General features: G+C 64.1%; 25 protein-coding genes. 14 read left to right on the forward strand and 11 right to left on the reverse strand.

Annotated features, from left to right (window positions below; translation table 11 throughout):
- Positions 1-17: 17 nt before the first annotated feature.
- The gene (locus NP552_RS23255; RefSeq protein WP_043863097.1) at positions 18-824 is read right to left on the reverse strand and encodes a TatD family hydrolase; all 807 of its coding nucleotides are present in this window, start codon (positions 822-824) and stop codon (positions 18-20) included.
- Between the two features lie 164 nt (positions 825-988).
- Between NP552_RS23255 and NP552_RS23260 the strand changes: the two genes are divergently transcribed.
- The 3 genes from NP552_RS23260 (at position 989) to NP552_RS23270 (ending at position 3,618) form a co-directional block, all read left to right on the forward strand.
- Positions 989-2,410 (forward strand): transglycosylase SLT domain-containing protein, encoded by a 1,422-nt coding sequence (locus NP552_RS23260; RefSeq protein WP_274097198.1) that lies wholly within the window; start codon positions 989-991, stop codon positions 2,408-2,410.
- A 106-nt stretch (positions 2,411-2,516) separates the two neighbouring features.
- On the forward strand, positions 2,517-2,948 hold the full coding sequence (locus tag NP552_RS23265) for a DoxX family protein (RefSeq protein ID WP_043863095.1): 432 nt from the start codon (positions 2,517-2,519) through the stop codon (positions 2,946-2,948).
- A gap of 361 nt (positions 2,949-3,309) precedes the next feature.
- Positions 3,310-3,618 (forward strand): hypothetical protein, encoded by a 309-nt coding sequence (locus NP552_RS23270; protein ID WP_054915688.1) that lies wholly within the window; start codon positions 3,310-3,312, stop codon positions 3,616-3,618.
- A 4-nt stretch (positions 3,619-3,622) separates the two neighbouring features.
- On the opposite strand, the gene greB is transcribed toward NP552_RS23270, so the two are convergent.
- From greB to NP552_RS23285, 3 genes are read right to left on the reverse strand one after another with little or no spacing between them, the layout of a single operon-like run.
- Positions 3,623-4,120 (reverse strand): transcription elongation factor GreB, encoded by a 498-nt coding sequence (gene greB / locus NP552_RS23275; protein ID WP_043863093.1) that lies wholly within the window; start codon positions 4,118-4,120, stop codon positions 3,623-3,625.
- A gap of 36 nt (positions 4,121-4,156) precedes the next feature.
- Positions 4,157-6,664: an ABC transporter permease gene (locus NP552_RS23280; RefSeq protein WP_054915689.1), complete on the reverse strand. Its 2,508-nt coding sequence runs from the start codon at positions 6,662-6,664 to the stop codon at positions 4,157-4,159.
- On the reverse strand, positions 6,665-7,348 hold the full coding sequence (locus tag NP552_RS23285; protein ID WP_043863091.1) for an ABC transporter ATP-binding protein: 684 nt from the start codon (positions 7,346-7,348) through the stop codon (positions 6,665-6,667).
- Positions 7,349-7,358: 10 nt separating this feature from the next.
- On the opposite strand from NP552_RS23285, the gene NP552_RS23290 reads away from it, so the two are divergent.
- The 3 genes from NP552_RS23290 (at position 7,359) to NP552_RS23300 (ending at position 9,393) form a co-directional block, all read left to right on the forward strand.
- Positions 7,359-7,964, forward strand: coding sequence for an arylesterase (locus tag NP552_RS23290; RefSeq protein WP_043863090.1), 606 nt, complete (start codon positions 7,359-7,361; stop codon positions 7,962-7,964).
- A 56-nt stretch (positions 7,965-8,020) separates the two neighbouring features.
- A complete protein-coding gene (locus NP552_RS23295) occupies positions 8,021-8,308 on the forward strand; it encodes a hypothetical protein (protein ID WP_043863089.1) in 288 nt (95 codons plus the stop codon).
- A gap of 113 nt (positions 8,309-8,421) precedes the next feature.
- On the forward strand, positions 8,422-9,393 hold the full coding sequence (locus NP552_RS23300) for a L,D-transpeptidase family protein (protein ID WP_210014521.1): 972 nt from the start codon (positions 8,422-8,424) through the stop codon (positions 9,391-9,393).
- A gap of 122 nt (positions 9,394-9,515) precedes the next feature.
- Here NP552_RS23300 and oprI read toward each other — a convergent pair whose 3' ends face one another.
- On the reverse strand, positions 9,516-9,767 hold the full coding sequence (gene oprI / locus NP552_RS23305; RefSeq protein ID WP_037058464.1) for an outer membrane lipoprotei OprI: 252 nt from the start codon (positions 9,765-9,767) through the stop codon (positions 9,516-9,518).
- Between the two features lie 509 nt (positions 9,768-10,276).
- Here oprI and NP552_RS23310 point away from each other — a divergent pair.
- Entirely contained in the window at positions 10,277-10,558 is a 282-nt protein-coding gene (locus NP552_RS23310; RefSeq protein ID WP_043863087.1) for a GNAT family N-acetyltransferase, read from the forward strand.
- A 64-nt stretch (positions 10,559-10,622) separates the two neighbouring features.
- Here NP552_RS23310 and NP552_RS23315 read toward each other — a convergent pair whose 3' ends face one another.
- Positions 10,623-11,699 (reverse strand): 3-deoxy-7-phosphoheptulonate synthase, encoded by a 1,077-nt coding sequence (locus tag NP552_RS23315; RefSeq protein ID WP_043863086.1) that lies wholly within the window; start codon positions 11,697-11,699, stop codon positions 10,623-10,625.
- A 283-nt stretch (positions 11,700-11,982) separates the two neighbouring features.
- Here NP552_RS23315 and NP552_RS23320 point away from each other — a divergent pair, with 283 nt between their 5' ends.
- The 3 genes from NP552_RS23320 to cysB all read left to right on the forward strand — a co-directional run bounded on the left by NP552_RS23320 (position 11,983) and on the right by cysB (position 14,579).
- Positions 11,983-12,891 carry a 5'-nucleotidase gene (locus NP552_RS23320; RefSeq protein WP_043863085.1) on the forward strand — a complete coding sequence of 303 codons (909 nt, stop codon included), beginning with the start codon at positions 11,983-11,985 and terminating at the stop codon, positions 12,889-12,891.
- Positions 12,892-12,982: 91 nt separating this feature from the next.
- Positions 12,983-13,480: a universal stress protein gene (locus NP552_RS23325; protein ID WP_043863084.1), complete on the forward strand. Its 498-nt coding sequence runs from the start codon at positions 12,983-12,985 to the stop codon at positions 13,478-13,480.
- Between the two features lie 124 nt (positions 13,481-13,604).
- Entirely contained in the window at positions 13,605-14,579 is a 975-nt protein-coding gene (gene cysB / locus NP552_RS23330) for an HTH-type transcriptional regulator CysB (protein ID WP_043863083.1), read from the forward strand.
- 156 nt (positions 14,580-14,735) lie between these two features.
- Here the strand turns inward: cysB and NP552_RS23335 are convergent, their stop codons facing one another.
- Positions 14,736-15,470, reverse strand: a complete 735-nt coding sequence (locus tag NP552_RS23335; RefSeq protein ID WP_054915690.1) for a phosphoadenylyl-sulfate reductase — start codon at positions 15,468-15,470, stop codon at positions 14,736-14,738.
- Between the two features lie 128 nt (positions 15,471-15,598).
- Here NP552_RS23335 and thrH point away from each other — a divergent pair, with 128 nt between their 5' ends.
- Positions 15,599-16,216, forward strand: coding sequence for a bifunctional phosphoserine phosphatase/homoserine phosphotransferase ThrH (gene thrH / locus NP552_RS23340; RefSeq protein ID WP_043863081.1), 618 nt, complete (start codon positions 15,599-15,601; stop codon positions 16,214-16,216).
- Between the two features lie 65 nt (positions 16,217-16,281).
- On the opposite strand, the gene pabB is transcribed toward thrH, so the two are convergent.
- From pabB to rloA, 4 genes are all read right to left on the reverse strand, one after another.
- Positions 16,282-17,625 carry an aminodeoxychorismate synthase component I gene (gene pabB, locus NP552_RS23345; protein ID WP_274097199.1) on the reverse strand — a complete coding sequence of 448 codons (1,344 nt, stop codon included), beginning with the start codon at positions 17,623-17,625 and terminating at the stop codon, positions 16,282-16,284.
- Between the two features lie 108 nt (positions 17,626-17,733).
- Entirely contained in the window at positions 17,734-18,714 is a 981-nt protein-coding gene (locus NP552_RS23350; RefSeq protein WP_043863079.1) for an alpha-L-glutamate ligase-like protein, read from the reverse strand.
- A complete protein-coding gene (rloB, locus tag NP552_RS23355; RefSeq protein WP_043863078.1) occupies positions 18,714-20,246 on the reverse strand; it encodes an osmotic stress tolerance membrane protein RloB in 1,533 nt (510 codons plus the stop codon). Before rloB ends, NP552_RS23350 begins: the two co-directional genes overlap by 1 nt.
- A 5-nt stretch (positions 20,247-20,251) precedes the next feature.
- Complete coding sequence (rloA, locus tag NP552_RS23360; RefSeq protein WP_043863077.1) at positions 20,252-20,788, reverse strand: retropepsin-like aspartic peptidase RloA; 537 nt, start codon at positions 20,786-20,788, stop codon at positions 20,252-20,254.
- A gap of 210 nt (positions 20,789-20,998) precedes the next feature.
- Between rloA and NP552_RS23365 the strand changes: the two genes are divergently transcribed.
- Genes NP552_RS23365 through prpC form a run of 3 tightly spaced genes read left to right on the forward strand, consistent with a single transcriptional unit; the run spans position 20,999 to position 23,788 of the window.
- Positions 20,999-21,715: a GntR family transcriptional regulator gene (locus NP552_RS23365; protein WP_043863076.1), complete on the forward strand. Its 717-nt coding sequence runs from the start codon at positions 20,999-21,001 to the stop codon at positions 21,713-21,715.
- The gene (prpB, locus tag NP552_RS23370; protein ID WP_043863075.1) at positions 21,712-22,602 is read left to right on the forward strand and encodes a methylisocitrate lyase; all 891 of its coding nucleotides are present in this window, start codon (positions 21,712-21,714) and stop codon (positions 22,600-22,602) included. Before NP552_RS23365 ends, prpB begins: the two co-directional genes overlap by 4 nt.
- A gap of 58 nt (positions 22,603-22,660) precedes the next feature.
- Positions 22,661-23,788 carry a bifunctional 2-methylcitrate synthase/citrate synthase gene (gene prpC / locus NP552_RS23375; RefSeq protein WP_043863074.1) on the forward strand — a complete coding sequence of 376 codons (1,128 nt, stop codon included), beginning with the start codon at positions 22,661-22,663 and terminating at the stop codon, positions 23,786-23,788.
- Positions 23,789-23,893 lie beyond the last annotated feature (105 nt).

Consider the following 23,893-nt stretch of genomic DNA (forward strand, 5'->3'; position numbering starts at 1 on the left):
ACAAATCTTGATATGCGTCAAACTATGTCGGGGAGCCCGAAGAAGCGCCGGGCGCAGTCGCTGGTGTGCGCAGCCACTTGCTCGGGTGTCTCGCCCCGGTGCAGGGCCACTTCGCGCAGCACTTCGGGCAGGTAGGCCGGTTCGTTGCGACCGCTTTTGGGTTTGGGGCGCAGGGTCCGGGGCAGCAGGTAGGGGGCGTCGCTCTCCAGCATCAGGCGGCCAGTGGGGATGCTGGCAACCAGCGGGTGCAGGTGGGTACCGCGACGTTCGTCGCAGATCCAGCCGGTGATGCCGATGTGCAGGTCCAGGTCCAGGTAGCTGAACAGGGCGCTGCGCTCGCCGGTAAAGCAGTGCACCACGGCGGCTGGCAGGCGGTCGCGGTAGTCCTTGAGAATCTGCAACAGGCGTTCGTTGGCATCACGCTCGTGCAGAAACACCGGCATCTGCAGCTGCACCGCCAGCGCCAGTTGTTCTTCCAGGGCCTTTTCCTGTTGCGGGCGCGGCGAGAAGTCGCGGTTGAAGTCCAGCCCGCATTCACCCACCGCGTGCACCCGTGGCTGTTCGAGCAGCGCGCGCAGATGGCGCGCGGTGTCGCTGTTCCAGCTGCTGGCATCGTGGGGGTGTACACCGGCCGTGCTGAACAGGCGCCGGGCCTGCGGGTCGAGTTGCTCGCACAGGTGTAGCGCGGCTTCGCTGCCGGCCAGGCTGGTACCGGTCACCAGCATCTGATGCACCCCGGCGGCCTCGGCACGCTGCAAGATGGCCTCGTGCTTGCCGTCGAAACTTGGGTTGGTCAGATTGACGCCGATGTCGATGAGTTGCATGGTGCTACCTCAGGTTGTGCGGCAAAAGCGCTTGGCAGCGCCGAAAAATACCAATAACGCCAAGAACTTCAAGAAGTTGTCGCGGTCTTTTGCGGTCAATTGTCACGGACCGACCGCTCATTATGGCGTCAAATACTCAATCGCGGCCCTTTGCCGGAGACCGGATGACGCGATCACTTTGGCTTTTTTTGCTGTGTGTGGGCCTGCTGTGCGCCGGCCCGGCCCACGCACGCCTGCCCGGCCCGCAGCAGGCGGTGCCTGCGGCCAAGGTGCGCGACCTGGCGCAGATCCGTGAAAGCCGGGTGTTGCGCGTGCTGGTCAACCAGAGCCGCAACAGCTCCGGCGAGGTCAAGGGCCAGCCGGTGGGCATCGAATACCATCGGTTGATCGCCTTCGAGCACTATCTCAACGGGCGTGCCCGTGACGGTCAGCAGATCCGCCTGAAGATCATCCCCAAGGCCAAGGACCAGTTGATTGGCGCATTGCAGCGTGGCGAGGGCGATCTGGTGGCGCCCGGCGAGCTGATCGATTTGAGTTCCACCCGCGGGGTGATGGCCAGCGACCCCGTGCTGGAGAATGTGCCGCTGGTGCTGGTGGGGCGCAAGGGCGAACGGACCTACCAGCGCGTCGAGCAGCTTGCCGGCCGCACCGTGACCCTGACCAGTTCGAGTGCGGCAGGCGATACCCTCCACGAAATCAACCAGCGCCTGGCCCTGCGCAAGCTGGCGCCGCTCAAGGTGGAATGGGCGGACCCCAGCCTTGCGGTGGAGGATGTGCTGGAAATGGTGCAGGCCGGCATCTTCCACCTGACCGTGGTCGAACAGCCGATTGCCCGGCGCTGGGCGCAGGTGATGCCCAAGCTGCTGGTGCAGCGCAAGGTGCAGCTGGCCCAGCCCGAGGCGATGCATTGGTACGTGCGCCGCGACGCGGCGATGCTGCACGCCAGTGTCGATCGCTTCCTCAAGGGGTATCACGCCCCGGCCGATCAGGATGTGGCGTTCGAGCGTATCTACCGGCGCCTGTACAAGGTGCATTACCCGCTGGCCCAGGCCAACCGCCAGCGCCTGGAAAAACTGCGGCCGGTGCTGCAGCGTCACGCCCAGGCCCAGAACCTGGACTGGCTGAACCTGGCGGCACTGGCGTTCAAGGAGTCGGCCCTCGACCCGGCGGCCAGGGGCGCAGGTGGCGCCCATGGGCTGATGCAGATCACCCCCGATGCGGCGCAGCGGGTGGGGATCAGCGATATCGCCAATGTCGATGGCAATGTACAGGCCAGCGCGCGCTACCTGGCACTGATCCGGCGCAAGTTCTTTTCCAGCAACCAGCTCAACGAACGCGAGCGCATGGCGTTCGTGCTGGCCGGCTACAACCTGGGGCCGGAGCGGGTTCAGGCCATGCGGGCCGAGGCGCGGCGACGCGGCCTGAACCCCAACCAGTGGTTCTTTCAGGTAGAGCGTGTGGCGCTCGAGCAGGTGGGAATGGGGCCGGTCAGCTATGTTAATAGCGTCAACAAGTACTTTCTGGCATTCGACCGCGAACGCGACGCGCTGGAAGCCCGGGGACGAAAAGTGGCCTCACGCAAGTAATCGAAAATTACGATTTGTATGTGCAGATAATCGCGATTTTAACATTTGAAAATATGATTAAGATGGCGACCTCTACCACACACCTGCATCGCTTAAGGAAGACAGCATGAACGCCATCAACTCCGTATTGTTCACCCGCGCCGGCTGGGGCATTACCGTACTGCGCATCTTCATCGGCATCATCTTCATGGCCCATGGCTCGCAGAAGCTGTTCGGCCTGTTTGGTGGCGGCGGGCTGGCAGGCACCGCGCAGTACATGGAAAGCCTGGGGCTGACCCCGCCGACACTGATGGCGGCGCTGTCCGGTGGTGCCGAGTTCTTCGGCGGGCTGGCACTGGTCATCGGCCTGCTGGCACGCCCGGCGGCCCTGGCGCTGGTGGGGTTGCTGCTGGTGGCGATTTTCTCGGTGCACATCGGCAACGGTCTGTTCATGGCCAACAACGGCTATGAGTTCGCCCTGGCGCTGCTGGGTGGCGCGATTGCGGTACTGGTGGAAGGGGCGGGCAGGGCGTCGGTGGACCGCATGATCGCCAAGTGAGCCTTGGCGTTGTGGCACAAAAAGGGCCTGCATTGCAGGCCCTTTTTTGTGCCCGACCCGGCTGCTTGCTTCTGCGGCAACGCAGGCGCCTTCAGGGGCGCCGGCAAGTGCAGGAACCGGCGTCGCCGTCGAATGCGAGAAACTCGCTTGTTTTTCCGGCGTCCGGGTCGTTTATCAGACGATGGCATTGTTGACAGCCGGGCCGGCGCTTCTCTAGGATGCTGGCTTGCGCCGATTTAAACAGCTACTTGCGGGGCGCAGGAAGACCACCAGCAGGTCGTCCGAATACCGCTAAAGCGCTGGTTCGGTGACGCCTCGCACCGCAGCCCAGCGGGATCTGCGAGGCACAGAGAAGTACACCATGAGTTGCCCACGTACCAGCGTTTGCCTCACCCCTCTCCCTACCAGCCAGGCGGCTCGCACGCCGCGCATTCTGCTGAGCGGCAAACACCAGCCGACCCTGCTGCGCTACCTCGATGGCTGGCCCCGCCCCAAAGGCCGCGCCACGGCGTTCCTGATCCAGTTCGCCGACTCCTGCGAAACCCTCGCCCGGTTCGGCAACGACCGTTTCGACCTGGCCGTGGTGCAGGCGCCCTCGAGGGCCGATGCCGCCGAAGTGATCCACCACCTGACCCGCGTCGCCCGCCAGGGCTTGATCACCCGCGCCTGATCGCTCAGGGGTACTCGATCTCGACGATGTACACCGTCTGTTCGCCAGTCGGTGTCTGCACCCGCACTTCAGCGTCCAGCGCCTTGCCGATCAGGGCGCGGGCCAGGGGCGAATCGATGCTGATCAGGCCCAGTTTCAAGTCCAGCTCGTCGGGCCCGACAATGCGGTAGCGCGATTGTTCGCCGTCTTCGTTCTCGACCGTGACCCAGGCCCCGAAGTACACCTTGTTCGGGTCGCTGGGCCGTTCGCTCACCACTTTCAGGTTTTCCAGGCGCTTGGTCAGGAAGCGCACGCGGCTGTCGATTTCGCGCAGCATCTTCTTGCCGTAGGTGTATTCGGCGTTTTCCGAACGGTCACCTTGCGCTGCTGCCTCACTGACCGACTGGGTCACCTGGGGCCTGCGCACATGCCACAGTTCATGCAGCTCGGCGCGCATGCGCGCCTCGCCCTGTGGGGTGATCAGTGCGGTGCCGGCAGTGCGGGGCGGGCGGTATCGGCTCATGGGCTTCCAGGCTCGGGTAGGTAGCCGCCGAGTCTATCAGCCCTCGCGAAGCACTGTCAGCGGGCTGGCATTGAGCGCCCGGCGCGTGCCGAATACCCCCGCACCCCCCACCAGCAACGCACCGATCACCGGCAACAGCAGCAGCCACGGGTGCGGGCTCCAGTGCAGGTCGAATGCGTAGCGGTACAGCAGCAGGCTGATCAGTTCGGTGCCCAGCGCCGCGAGCAGGCCGCTGGCAGCGCCCAGCAGGCCGAACTCGATGCGCCGGGCCTTGACCAGCAGGCTGCGGCTGGCGCCCAGTGCCCGCAGCAGCGCACCCTGGTGGATGCGCTCGTCCAGGGTGGCCTGCAGCCCGGCGAACAACACGGCCAGGCCCGCCGCCAGCACGAACAGCAGCACATACTGTACCGCCAGGGTCACCTGGGCCAGGATGCTGCGCAACTGCTCCAGCAGCGCATCGACCTGCAGGATGGTGGCTGCCGGGAACGCTCGCGACAGGGCCACCACCTGCTGGTCGTGGCCTGGGGCCAGGTAGAAGCTGGTGAGATAGGTGGTCGGCAGGTCCTGCAGGGTGCCGGGCTGGAAGATCATGTAGAAGTTGGGCTGGAAACTGTCCCAGTTGACCGTGCGCAGGCTGCTGACCTGTACCTGGCGCTCCAGGCCACCGATGCTGAAGGTCAGGGTGTCGCCCAGCTTGAGCTTGAGGCTCTCGGCCAGCTGCGCCTCCACCGACACGCCGGGCAAGGCATCGGCCGTTGGCTGTGCCTGCCACCACTGGCCGGCGCTCAAGGTGTTGCCCTGGGGCAGGTCGGCGGCCCAGGTCAGGCTCAGGTCGCGCTGGACGGCGCGGTCACCGGTGGATTCCTTGCTGACGATCTCGCGCACCGGCTCGCCATTGATGAGCGTCAGGCGCCCGGGAATCACCGGGAACAACGGCGCGGCATGGACCGAGAATTCATTCAGGCGCTGGGCGAAGGTGTCCTTGTCGTCCGGCAGGATGTTGAGCACGAAATAGTTGGGAGCATCCTTGGGCAGCTGGTTCTGCCAGGTGTCGAGCAGCTCGGTGCGCAGCAGGGCGATCAGGGCCATGGCCAGCAGGATCATGCCGAAGGCCAGCGACTGGCCTGCCGCCGCCAGCGGATGCTTGAGCAGTTGCCCCAGGCCCAGGCGCCAGGCCAGCGGGGCGCCGGCCAGCAGCCGGCGCAGGCTGCGCAAGCCGAGCAGCAGCAGACCGCCCAGCACTAGCGCGGCCACCAGACCGCCGCCGAGCAGGGCGAAGGTCAGCAGCAGGTCCAGGCTCAGGCGCCACATGATGAGGCCCAGGGCCAACAGTGCTGCGCCATACACCAGCCAGCTGCTTGCCGGCACCGGCAGCAGGTCGCGGCGCAGTACCCGCAGCGGCGGCACCCGGCCCAGCGCTGCCAATGGCGGCAGGGCGAAGCCGGCCAGCGCCACCAGCCCGGTGGCGATCCCGGCCAGGGCCGGGGCGATGCCACCTGGCGGCACCTGCGAAGGCAGCAGGCCCTGCAGCAGGGCGAACAGACCCAGTTGCGCCAGCCAGCCGAGCAGTGCGCCCCCCAGGGCTGCCACGCTACCCAAAATCGCCAGTTGCAGGCAGAACAGGCTCAGCGCCTGGCGCCGGGACAGGCCCAGGCAGCGCAGCAGGGCGCTGGCATCGAAGCGGCGCATGGCAAAACGGCTGGCCGACAGCGCCACGGCCACGCCGGCCAGCAGCACCGCCACCAGGCTGGCCATGTTCAGGTAGCGTTCGGCCTTGCCAAGTGCACCGCCGATCTGCTGGTTGCCGTCACGCGAGTCGCGCAGTTGCTGGTGGGCGGCAAGCCCCGCCTTGGTAGCCTGGGTGTAGCTTGCCAGGGCCTGGGGCTCGCCGCGCCACAGGTCGCGGTAGGTGACCCGGCTGCCGGGCTGCACCACGCCGGTGGCATCCAGGTCAGCCAGGTTCATCAGCACCCGCGGAGTGAGGCTGTAGAAGTTGCCGGCGCGGTCCGGCTCATAGGTCAGCACGCGGCTCAGGCGCAGGGTCTTCATGCCCACGTCGACGCTGTCACCGATCTTGAGGTTCAGCGCCGCCAGCAGGCGCGACTCGACCCAGGCTTCGCCCGGCGCCGGACCACCGCCGGCCACCTCCGGCCCGTAGGCCTCGGCGGCACTGCGCAGCTCCCCGCGCAGCGGGTAACCCGTGCCGGCAGCCTTGACACTGGAAAGCTGGATACCGTTGTCGGTGGCGATCACGCTGGAGAACTCGACCACTTTCGCATGGGCCAGGCCCAGCTGCTCGCCGTTGCGGATCTGTTCCGGGGTGGCCGGGGCGCTGCCCTGCAGCACCAGGTCGGCGCCAAGGAACTCGGTGGCACGCAGCAGCATGGCGCCGTTCAGGCGGGCGCCGAAGTAGCCGATGGCGGTGCTGGCGGCCACGGCCACCAGCAGGGCGAAGAACAGCACGCGCAGTTCGCCGGCGCGTGCATCGCGCATCAGTTGACGCAACGCCAGGCGCGGCAGGCGCAGAAACGACAGGTGTGCCATCTAGGGCTCCAGCGGGGTGACCAGGTGGCCGGCTTCCAGGCGAATCAGCCGGCCGCAGCGGTGCGCCAGGCGTTCATCGTGGGTGACCAGGACGAGGGTGGTGCCGCGTTCCTTGTTCAGTTCGAACAGCAGGTCGCTGATGCGTTCACCGGTGTGGCTGTCGAGGTTGCCGGTGGGCTCGTCGGCGAACAGCACCGCAGGCTCGGCGGCAAAGGCGCGGGCAATTGCCACCCGCTGCTGCTCGCCGCCGGACAACTGGCGTGGCGAATGGCTCAGGCGCTGGCCCAGGCCGACCCGTTCGAGCAGGCTGCGGGCGTGTTCGCGGGCATCGCGGCGTCCGTCCAGCTCCAGCGGCAGCATCACGTTCTCAAGGGCATTGAGGCTGTCGAGCAGCTGGAACGACTGGAACACGAAGCCGACATGCTCGGCGCGGACCTGGGCGCGCTGGTCTTCGTCGAGCGGGCCCAGGTCGTGCCCGGCCAGTGTCACCGAGCCTGCACTGGGCAGGTCGAGGCCGGCCAGCAGGCCGAGCAGGGTGGACTTGCCCGAGCCGGAGGCGCCGACAATGGCCAGGCTGTCGCCCTGTTTCAATTCCAGGCTCAGTTCGTGCAGGATGGTCAGGTCGCCTTCCGCGCTGGGGACCACTTTGCTAAGGTTGCGCGCAGTCAAGATGCTGGGGCCCATGGAGAATCCAATGCGAGTGTGGTTATTGAGTGCAGGCCTGGCCTTGCTGTGCATGGCCCAGGGCGCATCGGCAGGAACGGTATTGATCGTTGGGGATAGTATCAGTGCCGCTTTTGGCCTGGATACCCGTCAGGGGTGGGTTGCCCTGCTCGAACAGCGGCTCAAGGCCGAGGGTTTCGATGACAAGGTGGTCAATGCCTCGATCAGTGGCGACACCAGTGCCGGGGGCCAGGCGCGGCTGCCTGCGCTGCTTGCAGAGCACAAGCCCAGCCTGGTGGTGGTGGAGCTGGGCGGCAATGACGGGCTGCGCGGGCAGGCACCGGCGCAATTGCAACAAAATCTTGCCTCGATGATCGATCGCTCCCGTGATGCCGGTGCCAGGGTGCTGCTGCTGGGTATGCGCCTGCCACCCAACTATGGCAAGCGCTACACCGATGCGTTCGCACAGGTGTATGCCGATCTTGGCAAGGAAAAGGACGTGCCGCTGGTGCCGTTCTTTCTCGAAGGGGTAGGTGGCGTGCCCGAGCTGATGCAGGCCGATGGCATCCATCCGGGGCAGGGCGCCCAGGCGCAGTTGCTGGAAAATGCCTGGCCATCAATAAAACCGCTGCTTTGACGCTTTTATACTGATCGGCTTTCGGCTAATGTTGCGCCCCCGATTTGGAGCCCCCGATGCCGCGTCCCGCCTGGTCCCTGTATGCCTATCAATTGATCGAGCCTGACGAACAGCTTGACCTGTTCGCCTGCCAGGAGAGTCGCGTCCACCTGATCGCCCGCCAACTCGAACTGGGCGGCTCCGTCGACCGTACCCTGTGTGGCACCCTGCTGCCGGCGCAACCGCGCTGGTCGGGTGTGGAGCGCAGCATCTACCGTGACCAGCGCCTGTGCCGCCTGTGCCGGGCGATCCTCGAGGCGCAGCGGCGCGGCACGCGTCCGGTATGGCCCGAGCTGCAGGCCTGACGTCGGATCTTTTACGTTTGGCAAGGGTTCTGTGCCCGGATGCCTCCCGATCCCGCAGGGGGCGGTGTACAATTGCCCGCTTGACCCACCTGAATTAGCGAAGGATTTCCCGGATGTTGCCGCGCTTTCCCGCCGTCACCCGTTGCCTGTCCCTGGCCGCCCTGCTGGCGGCGGGCCCTGTTGCCGCTCTGGAGTTCCCCCTGCCGCCGCCGGGCGAGGATGTCATCGGCCAGGTCCAGGTGATCAAGGCCAAGTATGAGGACACCTTCGCCGACATCGGTACCGCCAACGACCTGGGCTACCTGGAAATGGTCGCGGCCAACCCGGGCGTGGACCCCTGGTTGCCAGGCGCCGGCACCGAGATCGTGCTGCCGACCCGTTTCATCCTGCCGCCGGGCCCGCGCGAAGGCATCGTGATCAACCTTGCCGAGTACCGCCTGTACTACTACCCCAAAGGCGAGAACGTGGTGCACACCTTCCCGCTGGGCATCGGCCGCGAAGGCTGGGGTTCGCCTATTGCCAACACCAAGGTCACGGCCAAGACGCCGAACCCGACCTGGACCCCACCGGCCTCGATCAAGGCCGAGCACGCCGCCGACGGTGATCCGTTGCCCAACGTGGTGCCGGCCGGCCCGGACAACCCGCTGGGCCCGTTCAAGTTCACCCTGGGCGTACCGGGCTACCTGATCCACGGTTCCAACAAGAAGTTCGGCATCGGCATGCGTACCAGCCATGGCTGTTTCCGCATGCTCAACAACAACGTGCTGCAACTGGCGAGCATGGCACCGGTGGGGACTTCGGTGCGTATCATCAACGAGCCGTACAAGTTCGGCCTCAGTGGTGGCAAGGTCTACCTCGAGGCGCATACCCCGCTGGATGACAAGGGCGACCCGTCGGTGGTCGACAAGCACACGGCAGTGATCAATGCCCTGCTCAAGCGCGAAGACCTGGCCAACAACCTGCGCATGAACTGGGACATGGTGCGTGACGTGGTGGCGGCCGAAGATGGTATCCCGGTAGAGATCGCGGTGCCGGGTGACGCCGGTGCGCCGATGGTATCGAGCGTTCCGCTCGAAATGCAGTAACCCGCCTGTGTTTGCACGAGGCCCGCTTCATGCGGGCCTCGTCGTTTGCGCAGGACGGTTCTGCAGGCAATAAAAAAGCCGACCCACAGGTGGGTCGGCTTTTTAACAATCCCGAGGGATTATTACTTGCGGCTGGCTTTTTCCAGCATACGCAGAGCGCGCTCGTTAGCTTCGTCAGCAGTTTGCTGAGCTTTCTGAGCGGCGGCCAGAGCGTCATCAGCCTTGCGGTAGGCTTCATCGGCACGAGCTTGTGCACGGGCTGCTGCGTCTTCGGTTGCAGTCAGACGGGCTTCGGTTTCTTTGGAGACGCTGCTGCAACCGGTGGCCAGTACTGCGGCCAGAGCCAGAGCAGAGAATTTCAGAACGTTGTTCATCGTGTTCCCCTTCAAGGACTTTCTATTAAAGAGCCATCTCTCAACAAAGAGAAACTGGCCGGCGTACATAGTACCCATTACTTGTAGTAAGTAAACTGACCGAGCGCAAGAACCGGAAAAAAATTGCGCGGTTGCGCAGGCCGCCCCGGCGGGGGCGTGAAAAGAATGCAGGCGCTTTTGTAGCGGCGCTGAAACACCGCTGTAAATGCGTCTTTGTAGTGAACTAAAAGTGACTCCAAGTGTCATTGTTCGTCTTACCACTACATCATCCGGCTACTGTTGGCAGTGTGGCTCGCTGCCGTGTTCGCATGCTGCAAGTGCAGGTTTTTTACGATCAAGTACCTTGAGCATCTGTGCACTGGGCGCCTACTATTTGTAGGTGCTCAGTTGCCAGAGAACAACCAGGCTGTTCTCGCTGTCCAAACGGGCACGGGGTGGCGTAGAGGTTCCTTCGCCGGACAAACATCGGTAAGGTAAGGGTCTGACGAGAAGACCCGCGAGGAGTAGTGATGAGCGAGGCGTTGTCCATCCACCATGACCAGGCTGGTCATCAGTTCGAGACCAATGTGGACGGTCATCGTGCCTACCTGACCTACATGGACCTGGGTAAGCAGACATTGGATATCTACCGCACGTTCGTGCCCAATGCGCTGCGTGGGCGAGGCATCGCTGCGGCGCTGACCGAAAAGGCCCTCGCCTATGCCGAGGACATGGGCTACACCGTGATCCCCTCGTGCTCCTATGTCGAGCGCTACATGGAACGTCATCAAAAGCATTCCAACAAGGCCTGAGCCTGCTGACACCCTGTTGAAAACGAAAACGCCGGGCATTGCCCGGCGTTTTCGTTGATGGCTTTCAGCCGCGGTTGCGCTTGGGCAACACGTCCTTGAGCTTGGCGCGCATGCTGCGCACGGACTTCTCGGTGGCTTCCCAGTCGATGCAGGCATCGGTGATCGACACGCCGTACTGCAGTTCGGCAAGGTCCTTGGGGATGGCCTGGCAGCCCCAGTTGAGGTGGCTTTCGACCATCAGGCCGATGATCGACTCGTTGCCTTCGAGGATCTGGTTGGCCACGTTGTCCATCACCAGCGGTTGCAGGGCCGGGTCCTTGTTGGAATTGGCGTGGCTGCAGTCGACCATGATGTTCGGCTTGATCCTGGCCTTGGCCAGGGCCTGCTCGCACAGGGCGACGCTGACCGAATCATAGTTGGGCTTGCCGTTGCCGCCGCGCAGCACCACGTGACCGTAGGCGTTGCCCTTGGTGGTGACGATGGATACGCCACCTTCCTGGTTGATGCCCAGGAAACGGTGCGGGCTGGAAACCGATTGCAGTGCGTTGATCGCCACGGTCAGGCCGCCGTCCGTACCGTTCTTGAAGCCGACGGCCGACGACAGGCCCGAGGCCATCTCGCGGTGGGTCTGGGATTCGGTGGTGCGCGCGCCGATCGCCGACCAACTGATCAGGTCCTGCAGGTACTGCGGGGAGATCGGGTCGAGGGCTTCGGTGGCGGTGGGTAGGCCCATTTCCGCCAGATCCAGCAGCAGTTGGCGACCGATGTGCAGGCCGTCCTGGATCTTGAACGAGTCATCCAGGTACGGGTCGTTGATCAGGCCCTTCCAGCCCACCGTGGTGCGCGGCTTCTCGAAATACACGCGCATCACCAGGTACAGGGTGTCGGCGACTTCGGCCGCCAGCACCTTCAGGCGCTCGGCGTATTCGTGTGCGGCCTTGAGGTCATGGATCGAGCAGGGGCCGATCACCACGAACAGGCGGTGGTCCTTGCCGTCGAGGATATTGCGTACCACTTCGCGGCCCGCGGTCACGGTCTGCAGGGCGGTGGCGCTGAGTGGAATGTCCTTCTTGAGCTGATCGGGGGTGATCAAGGTCTCGTTGGAGGCAACGTTAAGGTCGTCGATCGGTAAATCAGCCATCGTGTTACTCGTCAGGTCACGGGTGCCGGCCGCCAGCTACCCGCGCGGCGGAGCAGCATGATTGAACGCGGCGGGGTGCCGAACCTTAGCGCGTTACACCGTGATTCGACAATGGGCAGGGCCCGCTTTCCTGCCGCTTTGGCCCATTGGTATGGGCTTTTCTGATCAAAAGTGCCGTCACCCGACACGCTCGCAGGTTGCGGGCGGCAGCGCCCGGGCTGATAGTGTGTCGATTGTTTGACCTTATGGCGCCCGATGCAGGGCAGTGCGGAGCAGAGCGGCGATGAGCAAAGGCCTTGGCGACAAACTGGTGGTAGCCATTTCATCACGGGCACTGTTCGACCTCAGCGAGAGCCATCGACTGTTCCTGGCCGAGGGTGTCGAAGCCTACCGCCAGTACCAGATCGAGCACGAAGACGAATACCTGCAACCGGGTGATGCGTTCCCGTTGGTGGAAAAGCTGCTGGGCCTCAATGCCAGCCTCGGCCAGGCCCGGGTCGAGGTGGTGCTGGTGTCACGCAACAGCGCCGACACCGGGCTGCGGGTGTTCAATTCCATCGAGCATTATGGTCTGGGTATCTCGCGGGCAGCCTTCGTTGGCGGGCGCAGTCCGTATCCGTACCTGGCCGCCTTTGGTTGCCACCTGTTTCTGTCCACCGATGCAGAAGATGTGCGCCGCGCACTGGACGCCGGCTTTGCCGCTGCCACCATCCTTTCCGGCGGGGCACGGCGTGCGGCCAGCGCGGAGCTGCGTATCGCCTTCGATGGCGATGCAGTGGTGTTTTCCGACGAGTCCGAGCGCGTCTATCAGCTAGGCGGCCTGGAGGCGTTCCAGGCCAGCGAGCGCGAGTCGGCCCGCGAGCCGCTGCGCGGCGGGCCGTTCAAGGCCTTCCTGGCGGCGCTCAACGTGCTGCAGAAAGAGTTCCCCAGTGGCGCCTGTCCGATTCGCACCGCACTGGTGACGGCGCGCTCGGCGCCGGCCCACGAGCGGGTCATCCGCACCTTGCGCGAATGGGACATTCGCCTGGACGAGTCGCTGTTTCTCGGCGGCCTGGACAAGTCGGCGTTTCTCGAGGCGTTCGCGGCCGATGTGTTCTTCGACGACCAGGCAGGGCACTGCGAACGCGCCAGTGCAGTGGTCGCCACCGGCCATGTGCCCCACGGCATCAGCAACGAACGTACCCCCGGCTAGGCCGTCTGGCAGGGCGCCGGACGGCTCTGCGCGTCGTTTCGGCGCTGCTAAGCTGAACCTTGCCCTGCCGTATCGGCAGCTAGGAGGTCAAATGATCCGTTCGATGCTGTGTGCCACCGACCTCGGTTGTTACTCCCCTTATGTCATGCAACACGCGCTGGCGCTGGCACGCAGCTTCAGCGCCGAACTGTACGTGGTCCATGCCGTGGAACCGATGGGCCAGTTCGCCGAATCGCTGCTGGAAAGCTACCTTGATGAACATACCCTGTCCCATATGCGCGGTCGGGCGCTCAATACCGTGATGGCGAACATCGAACAGCGGGTGCTGGAGAACTTTCAGGATGAACTGGGCGAGAAGGAGGACCTGGCACTGATTCGCGCGGTGCGGGTACGCCAGGGCGACCCGGCCGACGTGATCCTGGAGCAGGCCCAGCGCCTGAGCGTCGACCTGCTGATCGTCGGCAGCCACAGCCAGGGCGCCGGTAGCGAGATCCCCTTGGGGCGCACGGCGGTTCGCGTCCTGCAGCTGTCGCCCGTGCCTGTGTACATGGTGCCCCTGGCGCAGTACCTGGGGCGGCGCAAGTCATAGGGGAGGCGGTGTAGGACGTTGTAAGAAAGCTGAAGAAATAGTTCTAGATTTATTCTTCAAACCACTAATATAGTTATAACTCGTCGCTGCTGCCGGTGACGCCCAGTTGATTTGAGGGATACCTATGAAGCTTCAACAATTGCGCTACATCTGGGAAGTGGCGCACCACGACCTCAACGTCTCCGCGACAGCGCAGAGCCTGTATACCTCCCAGCCGGGGATCAGCAAGCAGATTCGCCTGTTGGAAGACGAGCTGGGTGTGGAAGTGTTCGCCCGCAGCGGCAAGCACCTGACCCGCGTGACCCCGGCAGGTGAGCGCATCATCACCACCGCCGGCGAGATTCTGCGCAAGGTCGAGAGCATCAAGCAGATCGCCCAGGAATTCTCCAACGAGAAAAAGGGCACCCTGTCGATCGCCACCACCCACACCCAGGCACGCTACGCCCTGCCGCCGGTGATCAGTTCGTTCATCAAGCAATACCCTGAAGTGGCGCTGCACATGCACCAGGGCTCGCCGATGCAGATCGCCGAGATGGCGGCTGACGGTACCGTCGACTTCGCCATCGCCACCGAGGCCCTGGAGCTGTTCGGTGATCTGGTGATGATGCCGTGCTACCGCTGGAATCGTTGCGTGGTGGTGCCGCAGGGTCACCCCCTGACCAAGCTGCCCAAGCTCACCCTGGAGGCGTTGGCCGAATACCCGATCGTGACCTATGTGTTCGGCTTCACTGGCCGCTCCAAGCTCGACGAAGCCTTCAGCCATCGCGGCCTGACCCCCAAGGTGGTGTTCACCGCGGCCGATGCCGACGTGATCAAGACTTACGTGCGCCTGGGCCTGGGCGTGGGCATCGTGGCCAAGATGGCGGTGGACACCAAGCTCGACAACGACCTGGTGGTGCTCGATGCTAGTGAGCTGTTCGAGTCCAGCATCACCAAGATCGGTTTCCGTCGTGGCACCTTCCTGCGTGGTTTCATGTGCGACTTCATCGAGAAGTTCGCGCCTCACCTGACCCGCGAAGTCATGGCCAAGGCCATCCAGTGCCACAACAAGCAGGAACTCGAAGAGCTGTTCGCTGGCGTCGAATTGCCAGTGCATTAAGCCCTTGCAGTGCCTTCAGGCCGCCAGCACGGTGGCCTGAAGGCGCTCCTGCAGATAGCCCCGCGAGCAGGTAGCCCAGCCACTGGCCACGATGCCCTTACTGCTGACGCAATGTCTGGCAGGTGGGGCCAGGTGCTGCGCTCAGGGTGTGCATGTTCAGCCCTTGGTAATCAGGTTGCCGGCGTGCAGCCCGCATTCCTTCTGAGTCGACTCCTCCCACCACCAGCGGCCTTCGCGCTCGTGCTGGTTGGGCAGTACCGGGCGCGTGCAGGGTTCGCAGCCGATGCTGATGAAGCCGCGTTCATGCAGGCTGTTGTAGGGCAGCTCGAGCATGCGGATATAGCCCCACACCTCTTCGCTGCTCATCTGCGCCAACGGGTTGAACTTGTACAGGGTGCGCTCGGGGGTGGAGAAGGCGCTGTCGATTTCCAGCGCGGCCACCTGGCTGCGGGTGCCCGGGCTCTGGTCGCGGCGCTGGCCGGTGGCCCAGGCGCTGACGGTGCTCAGCTTGCGGCGCAGCGGCTCGATCTTGCGGATGCCGCAGCATTCGCCGTGGCCGTCCTTGTAGAAGCTGAACAGGCCCTTTTCCTTCACGAAGGGGTCGAGTGCACTGCGATCGGGGGAAAGGATCTCGATCGGCAGCTTGTACTGCTCGCGCACCTGGTCGATGAACCGGTAGGTTTCCGGATGCAGGCGGCCGGTGTCGAGGCTGAACACCTTGACGTTCTTGTTCAGCTTCCAGGCCATGTCCACCAGCACCACGTCTTCGGCGCCACTGAAGGAGATCCACAGGTCGTCGCCGAAGTGTTCGAAGGCGAGCTTGAGGATGTCCTGCGGGGACTTGTTGGCATAGGTCGCGGCGAGGGCGGCGACGTCGAAGGGTTGGCTCATCAGGCGGCTTCCGGTCATTGAATGGCGCTTGGCGCTCGTAATGGGCGAATGTTAACAAAAATTGCCGGGTTAGACGGCGCGCCTGTAGAGTGCGCCTTCCATTTTTAGCGTTGTTCGAGGAGTGAGCTGTGGAAATTGCCTGTCTCGACCTGGAAGGTGTACTGGTCCCGGAGATCTGGATCGCCTTTGCGGAAAAAACCGGAATCGAATCGTTGCGGGCCACCACCCGCGACATTCCCGATTACGACGTGCTGATGAAGCAGCGCCTGCGCATCCTGGATGAGCATGGCCTGAAGCTTTCCGACATCCAGGCAGTGATTGCCACGCTCAAGCCGCTGGACGGCGCCATCGAGTTCGTGGACTGGTTGCGCGAGCGTTTCCAGGTGGTGATCCTGTCCGACACCTTCTACGAATTCTCGCAGCCGCTGATGCGCCAGCTGGGTTTCCCGACCTTGCTGTGCCACCGCCTGATCACTGACCAGAGCGATCGTGTGACCGGCTACCAACTGCGCCAGAAAGACCCCAAGCGCCAGTCGGTGCTGGCATTCAAGAGCCTGTACTACCGGGTGATCGCGGCGGGTGACTCGTACAACGACACCACCATGCTGGGCGAGGCGGATGCAGGCATCCTGTTCCATGCGCCGGAAAACGTGATTCGCGAGTTCCCGCAGTTCCCGGCGGTGCATGATTTCGAGGCGCTGAAGAAAGAGTTCATCAAGGCCTCGAACAGGTCGTTGAGCCTGTAATACCCCCTTCGCCGGCAAGGCCGGCTCCTGCACGCTGTAGGAGCCGGCCTTGCCGGTGAAGCGTTCTAGAGGCCCTGCAGGGTCTGGAGCAACACCCTGACCTTGGTGATCGACTCCTCGTACTCCGCCTCCCACTGCGAGTCCGCCACCACCGCACCGCCTCCCCAGCAGCACACCTGGCCGTCCTTCACCAGCAGGCTGCGGATGGCGATCGAGCTGTCCATCTCCCCGCGCACGTCCACATACAGCAGCGAGCCGCAATACAGTGCACGTCGGCTCGGCTCCAGTTCGTCGATGATCTGCATCGCCCGAATCTTCGGCGCCCCGGTGATCGAGCCGCCGGGGAAGCTGCCGGCTATCAGGTCCAGCGCATCCTTGCCCGGTGCCAGGCGTCCGGTCACGCTGCTGACCATGTGGTGCACGTTGGGGTAGCTCTCCAGGCTGAACAGCTCCGGCACCTGCACCGAGCCGGTAGCGCAGCTGCGCCCCAGGTCGTTGCGCAGCAGGTCCACGATCATCAGGTTCTCGGCGCGGTCCTTGGTGCTGGCCAGCAGCTCGGCAGCATTGGCGGCATCCTGCACGGGGTCGCTGCTGCGCGCACGGGTGCCCTTGATCGGGCGGGTTTCGACCTCGCCCTGGCTGACCCTGATGAAGCGCTCGGGCGAGAAGCTCAGCAGCGCGCTGCCATCGGCCAGTACCTGATAGCCGGAGAAGGGCGTAGGGCAGGCAGCCCGCAGCGCCTGGTAGGCCGCCCACGGGTCGCCCTGGCAGGGTGCGCGAAAGCGTTGGGTAAGGTTGATCTGGTAGCAGTCGCCGGCATGGATGTACTGCTGCACCCGCTCGAACGCCTGACGGTAATCCTCGGCTGCGAGGTCGCCGCACATTGGCGCAGCAAGCCTGAATGCGCCGGCTGCCGTCGGGGCGTCGTGCTCGAACAGTGCCACCAGGCGCTCGCGTTCGGTGGCGGGCAGCGCCGGATGAAACACCAGCTGGCTGCGCTGCAGCTGATGGTCGCTGATCAGTGCCCAGGCATACAGCCCCAGGCTTGCGTCACCCAGCCCCAGGTCGTCGCAGGCAATGGCGGGCAGGCGCTCCAGGCGCCGGCCGAAGTCGTAGCTCAGGTAGCCGATCAGGCCGCCGGCGAACGGCAGCTCGACACCTGCCGGCAAGTGCGCGCGCCCAAGCCCGGCCAGTTGCTCGCGCAGGCGCTGCAGGTAGTGCTGGCCGTCTTCTTCGGCGTCCGGCGTCAGCGTGCACAGTGGCCAGGCGCTGAGCAGGTCGAAGCGCCCACGCACGGCGCCAGGCCGTGCGCTGTCGAGCAGCACGGCGCCAGGTGCCTGGCGGATACGGGCAAAGTAGGCGGCCGGGTCGGCCTGGTAGGGCAGGGGGTGAAGTGTGCAGGTCGGCATTCGGGTGAACAGCTGTCGAGGCGGGGCGAGCATTGTAGCCCTGTGCAGGCGATGCTCCTAGCGGATCGGCGACCGCCCTGTGCGCGGCTGCGCCAGGGCGGTGGCAGATTACTGCGCCGGGATGTGGCCGAACAGTTCCTGGGCGAAGCGCACGCGCTCTTCGACGCTTTCCTTGATGCCATTGCTGGCCAGTTCCTCAAGGTGCGCCTCGACGGCGTGGGTGCGCAGGGTCAGGCCGCAATCGTTGGCGATCTGGATGTTCAGGCCGGGGCGGGCGTTGAGTTCCAGGATCAGCGGGCCCTTGTCCTGGTCCAGCACCATGTCCACGCCGATGTAGCCCAGGCCGCACAGTTCATAGCAGCCGGCGGCCAGCTTCATGAAGCCGTCCCAGTTGGGCAGTTGCACGCCGTCCACCGCATTGGTGGTGTCGGGGTGCTTGCTGATGATGTTGTTCAGCCAGGTACCGCGCAGGGTCAGGCCGGTCGCCAGGTCCACACCCACGCCGATGGCGCCCTGGTGCAGGTTGGCCTTGCCGCCGGACTGGCGCGTGGGCAGGCGCAGCATGGCCATGACCGGGTAGCCCATGAGCACGATGATGCGGATGTCCGGCACGCCTTCGTAGCTGATGCTCTTGAAGATCTGGTCCGGGGTTACCCGGTACTCGATCAGCGCGCGGTCGCGATGGCCACCCAGCGAATACAGCCCGGTGAGGATGCTCGACACCTGGTGCTCGATTTCCTCGTGGGTGATGATCTTGCCGGACACCGTGCGGTAGCGGTTCTCGAAGCGGTCGGCGATCACCAGGATGCCGTCACCACCGGCGCCCTGCGCCGGCTTGATGACGAAATCGCTGCGCCCGCCGATGATCTCGTCGAGCTTGTCGATGTCCTTTTCGGTGGAGATCACCCCGTACATTTCCGGCACGTGGATGCCGGCCTTGATCGCCCGCTCCTTGGTGATGATCTTGTCGTCGACGATCGGGTACAGGTTGCGCTTGTTGTACTTGAGCACGTAGTCCGCGTTGCGCCGGTTGATACCCATGATGCCCCGGGCTTCCAGGGCCTTCCAGGTTTTCCATAGGCCGAACATCAGGCGTCAGCCTTCACGAAGGCCTTGAAGCGCACCAGCTCCGTCAGGCGGTAGCCGCGGTAGCGGCCCATCGCCAGCATGAAGCCCACCAGAATCAGCAGCACCGCCGGGAAGGTGAACACGAAGTACACCAGTTCGGGCACGCTCATCAGCAGGTGCGCGACCGAGGCGGCGAACAGGGTGCCGATGGCGACTTTCATGGCATGGCCGCCGCCGCGTTCCTCCCAGGTGATCGACAGGCGCTCGATGGTCATGGTCAGAATCACCATCGGGAACAGTGCCACCGACAGCCCGCGCTCCAGGCCCAGCTTGTGGCTGAACAGGCTGATGGCCGCGATCAGCACCACCACGAAGGTCAGTACCACCGACAGGCGCGGCAGCATCTGCAGCTTCAGGTGTTCGAGGTAGGAACGCAGGGTCAGGCCCAGCGCGGTGATCACCGTGAACAGGGCGATACCGAAGCCCAGCTGGGTCTCACGGAAGGCCAGGGCGATCAGCACCGGGGTGAAGGTACCCAGGGTCTGCAGGCCGATCAGGTTGCGCAGTACCAGGATCACCAGCACGCCGATCGGGATCATCACCATGATCATGAAGGTCTGCTGGGTCTGCAGCGGCAGGCCGTACAGCGAGTATTCGAGGAAGTCGGCGTCGGTGTTCTCGTCGGTCAGCTTGGCCAGGCGGATGGCGTTCATCTCGCTGTTGTTCAGGCTGAAGCTGACGTTGACCTTCTTGCCGCCATCGACGGTGATCAGCGGATCATCGCCGGTCCACCACAGCAGGCGGTCGGCCGGCAGGCCCTGCTCGCCGGTGTCCGGGTTGAAGTACAGCCAGTCGTTGCCGTTGAAGCTGCGCAGCCACAGTTCCGGGCTCTGCGGCTGGTCGGCCAGCAGGCGGATGGTGTGCACCTTCTCCACCGGTACGTGGGCGATCGACAGCAGCAGGTCGATGACCTTGGCCTTGTTCAGCGAAGAGGCATCGCCGGCCAGCAGCAGCTTGACGTTGTCGTCGTTGGGGTTGTTGACCCGCTTGATGGTCTCGCTGACGAAGGTCTCGACGTCGGCCGAGTGCTGGCGGATAGGTGCCATCAACGCTTCGGCGGCGATCTTCTCCGGCCCTTCGACCGGCTGGCTGTCACGGAAGGTCGGGCCCTTGATCTTGACCTTTTCGCTGCTGTAGCGCTTGGTCAGTACCAGGCGGTAGTAGAGGGTCTGGTTGCCCTTGGCGCGCCGCGCCGACCAGGTCACCTTGCGGTTGCCATCGACACGGTTGACGCTCACGCCGTAGTTGTTGGAGATGAAGCTCTCATTGAGGCTGACGTAGTCGTTGCTCAATGGCGGCACGAACATCTGGATCTTGATCGGGTCCTTGGGGCTGGCGACGAACTCGACCTTGGCATCGATGTTCCACAGGTCGTCGGTTTCGTCTTCGGTCACCGGGATGCCGAGCATGAAGATCTGGTACGCCGTGATCGACACACCCAGCAACACCAGGAGGGTGATCAGGACTTTCAGATGAAGGGTAAGAGAGCGCATCGAAATTACTCTGCGGTATGAGCGTCAGTGGCGCAGGCAGGTTTGCCGGCAGCGTATTTAAGGCTTGGGTCGACCAGCGCGTCGAAGTGCTTGAGCGCCTCGGAGCCGATCAGTAGCGGGTACTGGAAGGCACTGCGGTCGGTCAGGTTCACTTCGATGCTGCGCAAGGCCGTACCCATGCAGATATTCAGCGCGATCACCGGGCGGGAGGTATAGGCCTTGCCTTCGTCCGGGTTGTAGTCACCGGCGCGTCGCTTGATCTTGCTGACACGAGCCAGTGGTCGTTCTATCGGATGCGAATGGGCTGCGTCAATTGCCAGATAGAAGCGCACCCACGATTCGCCGTTGCGCTTGAAGCGCTTGATATCGCGCGCGCTCAGCGAGGCGGTCTTGGCCCCGGTGTCGAGCTTGGCCGCAACCTCGAGGTCGATATCGACAAGGCGGGCATATTCATTGAGGCCATAGACAGTCTTGTCTGCCGCCTGGCTCAGGGCAGGCAGCCCACAGAGGCTGAGTAACAGTAGAAAGGGTGTGAGTCTCATAAATCCTGACGCGATGCTGTGGGGGTTTGCCCCCTCAGAGGCGGCGGCATTCTACCACGCTGGTGTGTCGATGCCAGCGGCTGGAGTCAGACAACACCGACAGACACGAAGTTCGTTCTTAGACAATTGTCGACAATATTGAATTTGTCTTTGACTGGGGTGGCTTAATTAGCTAGTTTTGGCCCTACAGATTTTCAAGGTGTCGACAATATGCTGGATGCAGCCCAAGCCTCCGCCCCCCTTCAGGAAGATTCGGAGACGCTTTCCGAAAACGTCTTCCGGCGCATCCAGGCCGCGATCGTCAAGGGCGAGATCGCCCCCGGCAGCAAGATCTCCGAGCCGGAGCTGGCGCGTACCTACGGCATCAGCCGCGGCCCGCTGCGCGAGGCCATCCACCGCCTGGAAGGCCAGCGCCTGCTGGTGCGGGTGCCGCACGTAGGGGCGCGGGTGGTGTCGCTGAGCCATGCCGAGCTGATCGAGCTGTACGAGATTCGCGAGTCCCTCGAGGGCATGGCTTGCCGCCTGGCTGCCCAACGCATGAGCGTAGCCGAGATCGACGAGTTGCGCCGGGTGCTCGACACCCATGAGCGTGATGCCGCGTTCCAGGCCGGGGTGGGCTACTACCAGCAGGAGGGCGACTTCGACTTCCACTACCGCATCATCCAGGGCAGCGGCAACCGCACCCTGGTGCAGATGCTGTGCGGCGAGCTGTACCAGCTGGTGCGCATGTACCGCATCCAGTTCTCCGCCACGCCCAACCGCCCGCACCAGGCGTTCGCCGAACACCACCGGATTCTCGATGCCATCGCCGACCGTGACGGCGAGCTGGCCGAATTACTGATGCGCCGCCACATCGGCGCATCCAAGCGCAATATCGAGCGTCATTACAAAGACGCCACCGCCCCTAGCCCACGAGGTGAGTCATGAGTCAGAAAAGCAGTCCCGGCCAGCGTTTTCGCGATGCAGTCGCCGCCGAGCACCCGCTGCAGGTCGTCGGCGCCATCAATGCCAACCATGCGCTGCTGGCCAAGCGCGCCGGGTTCAAGGCCATCTACCTCTCCGGTGGCGGTGTGGCGGCAGGCTCGCTGGGCCTGCCCGACCTGGGCATCACTGGCCTGGATGACGTGCTGACCGACGTGCGCCGCATCACCGACGTGTGCGACCTGCCGCTGCTGGTGGACGTGGACACCGGGTTCGGTTCGTCGGCGTTCAACGTGGCGCGCACGGTCCGCTCGATGATCAAGTTCGGCGCCGCCGCCATTCATATCGAGGACCAGGTGGGCGCCAAGCGCTGCGGCCATCGTCCGAACAAGGAAATCGTCTCGCAACAGGAGATGGTCGACCGCATCAAGGCGGCCGTGGACGCGCGTACCGACGACAGCTTCGTGATCATGGCGCGTACCGACGCCCTGGCGGTCGAAGGCCTGGAGGCCGCGCTGGATCGCGCTGCGGCGTGCATCGAGGCCGGTGCCGACATGATCTTCCCCGAGGCCATCACCGAGCTGTCGATGTACAAGACCTTCGCCAACCGCGTGAAGGCGCCGATCCTGGCCAACATCACCGAATTCGGCGCCACGCCGCTGTACACCACCGAAGAGCTGGCCTCGGCCGACGTGTCGCTGGCGCTGTATCCGCTGTCGGCGTTCCGCGCCATGAACAAGGCGGCCGAGAACGTCTACACCGCGCTGCGCCGCGACGGCACGCAGAAAAACGTCATCGACACCATGCAGACTCGCATGGAGCTTTACGATGCCATCGACTACCACGTGTTCGAGCAGAAGCTCGACGCACTGTTCGCTCAGAAGAAGAGCTGAACCGCAGCACACCGCAATTAGCCGATTCCCATAACAAATTCAAAAGTGGAGAAAACCAATGGCCGAAGCAAAAGTACTCAGTGGTGCCGGCCTGCGTGGTCAGGTGGCCGGGCAAACCGCACTGTCGACCGTGGGCCAGGCCGGCGCCGGCCTGACCTACCGTGGCTATGACGTTCGCGACCTGGCCGAGCACGCGCTGTTCGAAGAGGTCGCCTACCTGCTGCTGTACGGCGAGCTGCCGACCCAGGCCGAGCTGAGCGAGTACCAGCACCAGCTCAAGGCGCTGCGCGACCTGCCCCAGGCGCTCAAGGAAGTGCTCGAGCGCATTCCGGTCACCGCCCACCCGATGGACGTGATGCGTACCGCCTCCTCGGTGCTCGGCACCCTGGAGCCGGAGCTCAACTTCGGCCTGCAGCACGAGAAGACCGACCGCCTGCTGGCGCTGTTCCCGGCGGCCATGTGCTACTGGTACCGCTTCAGCCACCATGGCGTGCGCATCGACTGCACCAGCGACGAAGACACCCTGGGCGGGCACTTCCTGCACCTGTTGCACGGCAAGAAGCCGAGCGAGCTGCACGTTAAGGTGATGAACGTTTCGCTGATCCTGTACGCCGAGCACGAATTCAACGCCTCGACCTTCACTGCCCGGGTGTGTGCCTCGACCCTGTCGGACCTGTACTCGTGCGTGACGGCGGCCATCGGCTCGCTGCGCGGGCCGCTGCACGGCGGTGCCAACGAGGCCGCGATGGAAATGATCGAGCGCTTCAAGACCCCGCAGGAAGCCGTTGCCGGCACCCTCGGCATGCTCGAGCGCAAGGACAAGATCATGGGCTTCGGGCATGCCATCTACAAGGAGTCCGACCCGCGCAACGAAGTGATCAAGGGCTGGGCGAAGAAGCTCGCCGACGAGGTGGGCGACACCGTGCTGTACCCGGTGTCCGAAGCCATCGACAAGACCATGTGGGAACAGAAGAAACTGTTCCCCAATGCCGACTTCTACCATGCCTCGGCCTACCACTTCATGGGTATCCCGACCAAGCTGTTCACCCCGATCTTCGTCTGCTCGCGCCTGACCGGCTGGGCGGCGCATGTGTTCGAGCAGCGTGCCAACAACCGCATCATCCGCCCGAGCGCCGAATACACCGGCGTCGAACAGCGCAAGTTCGTGCCAATCGAACAACGCTGAGACTGGCGTGCAGTACCGATGAAGGCGCTGGCCTTGCCTTTGGAGAGGCCGGCGTTGCTGTTGTAGGAGCCGGCCTTGCCGGCGAAGGAAGCACCGCGGTGTCAG

This window comes from Pseudomonas sp. 8209 (assembly GCF_028682105.1).
Lineage (GTDB): Bacteria > Pseudomonadota > Gammaproteobacteria > Pseudomonadales > Pseudomonadaceae > Aquipseudomonas > Aquipseudomonas palmensis.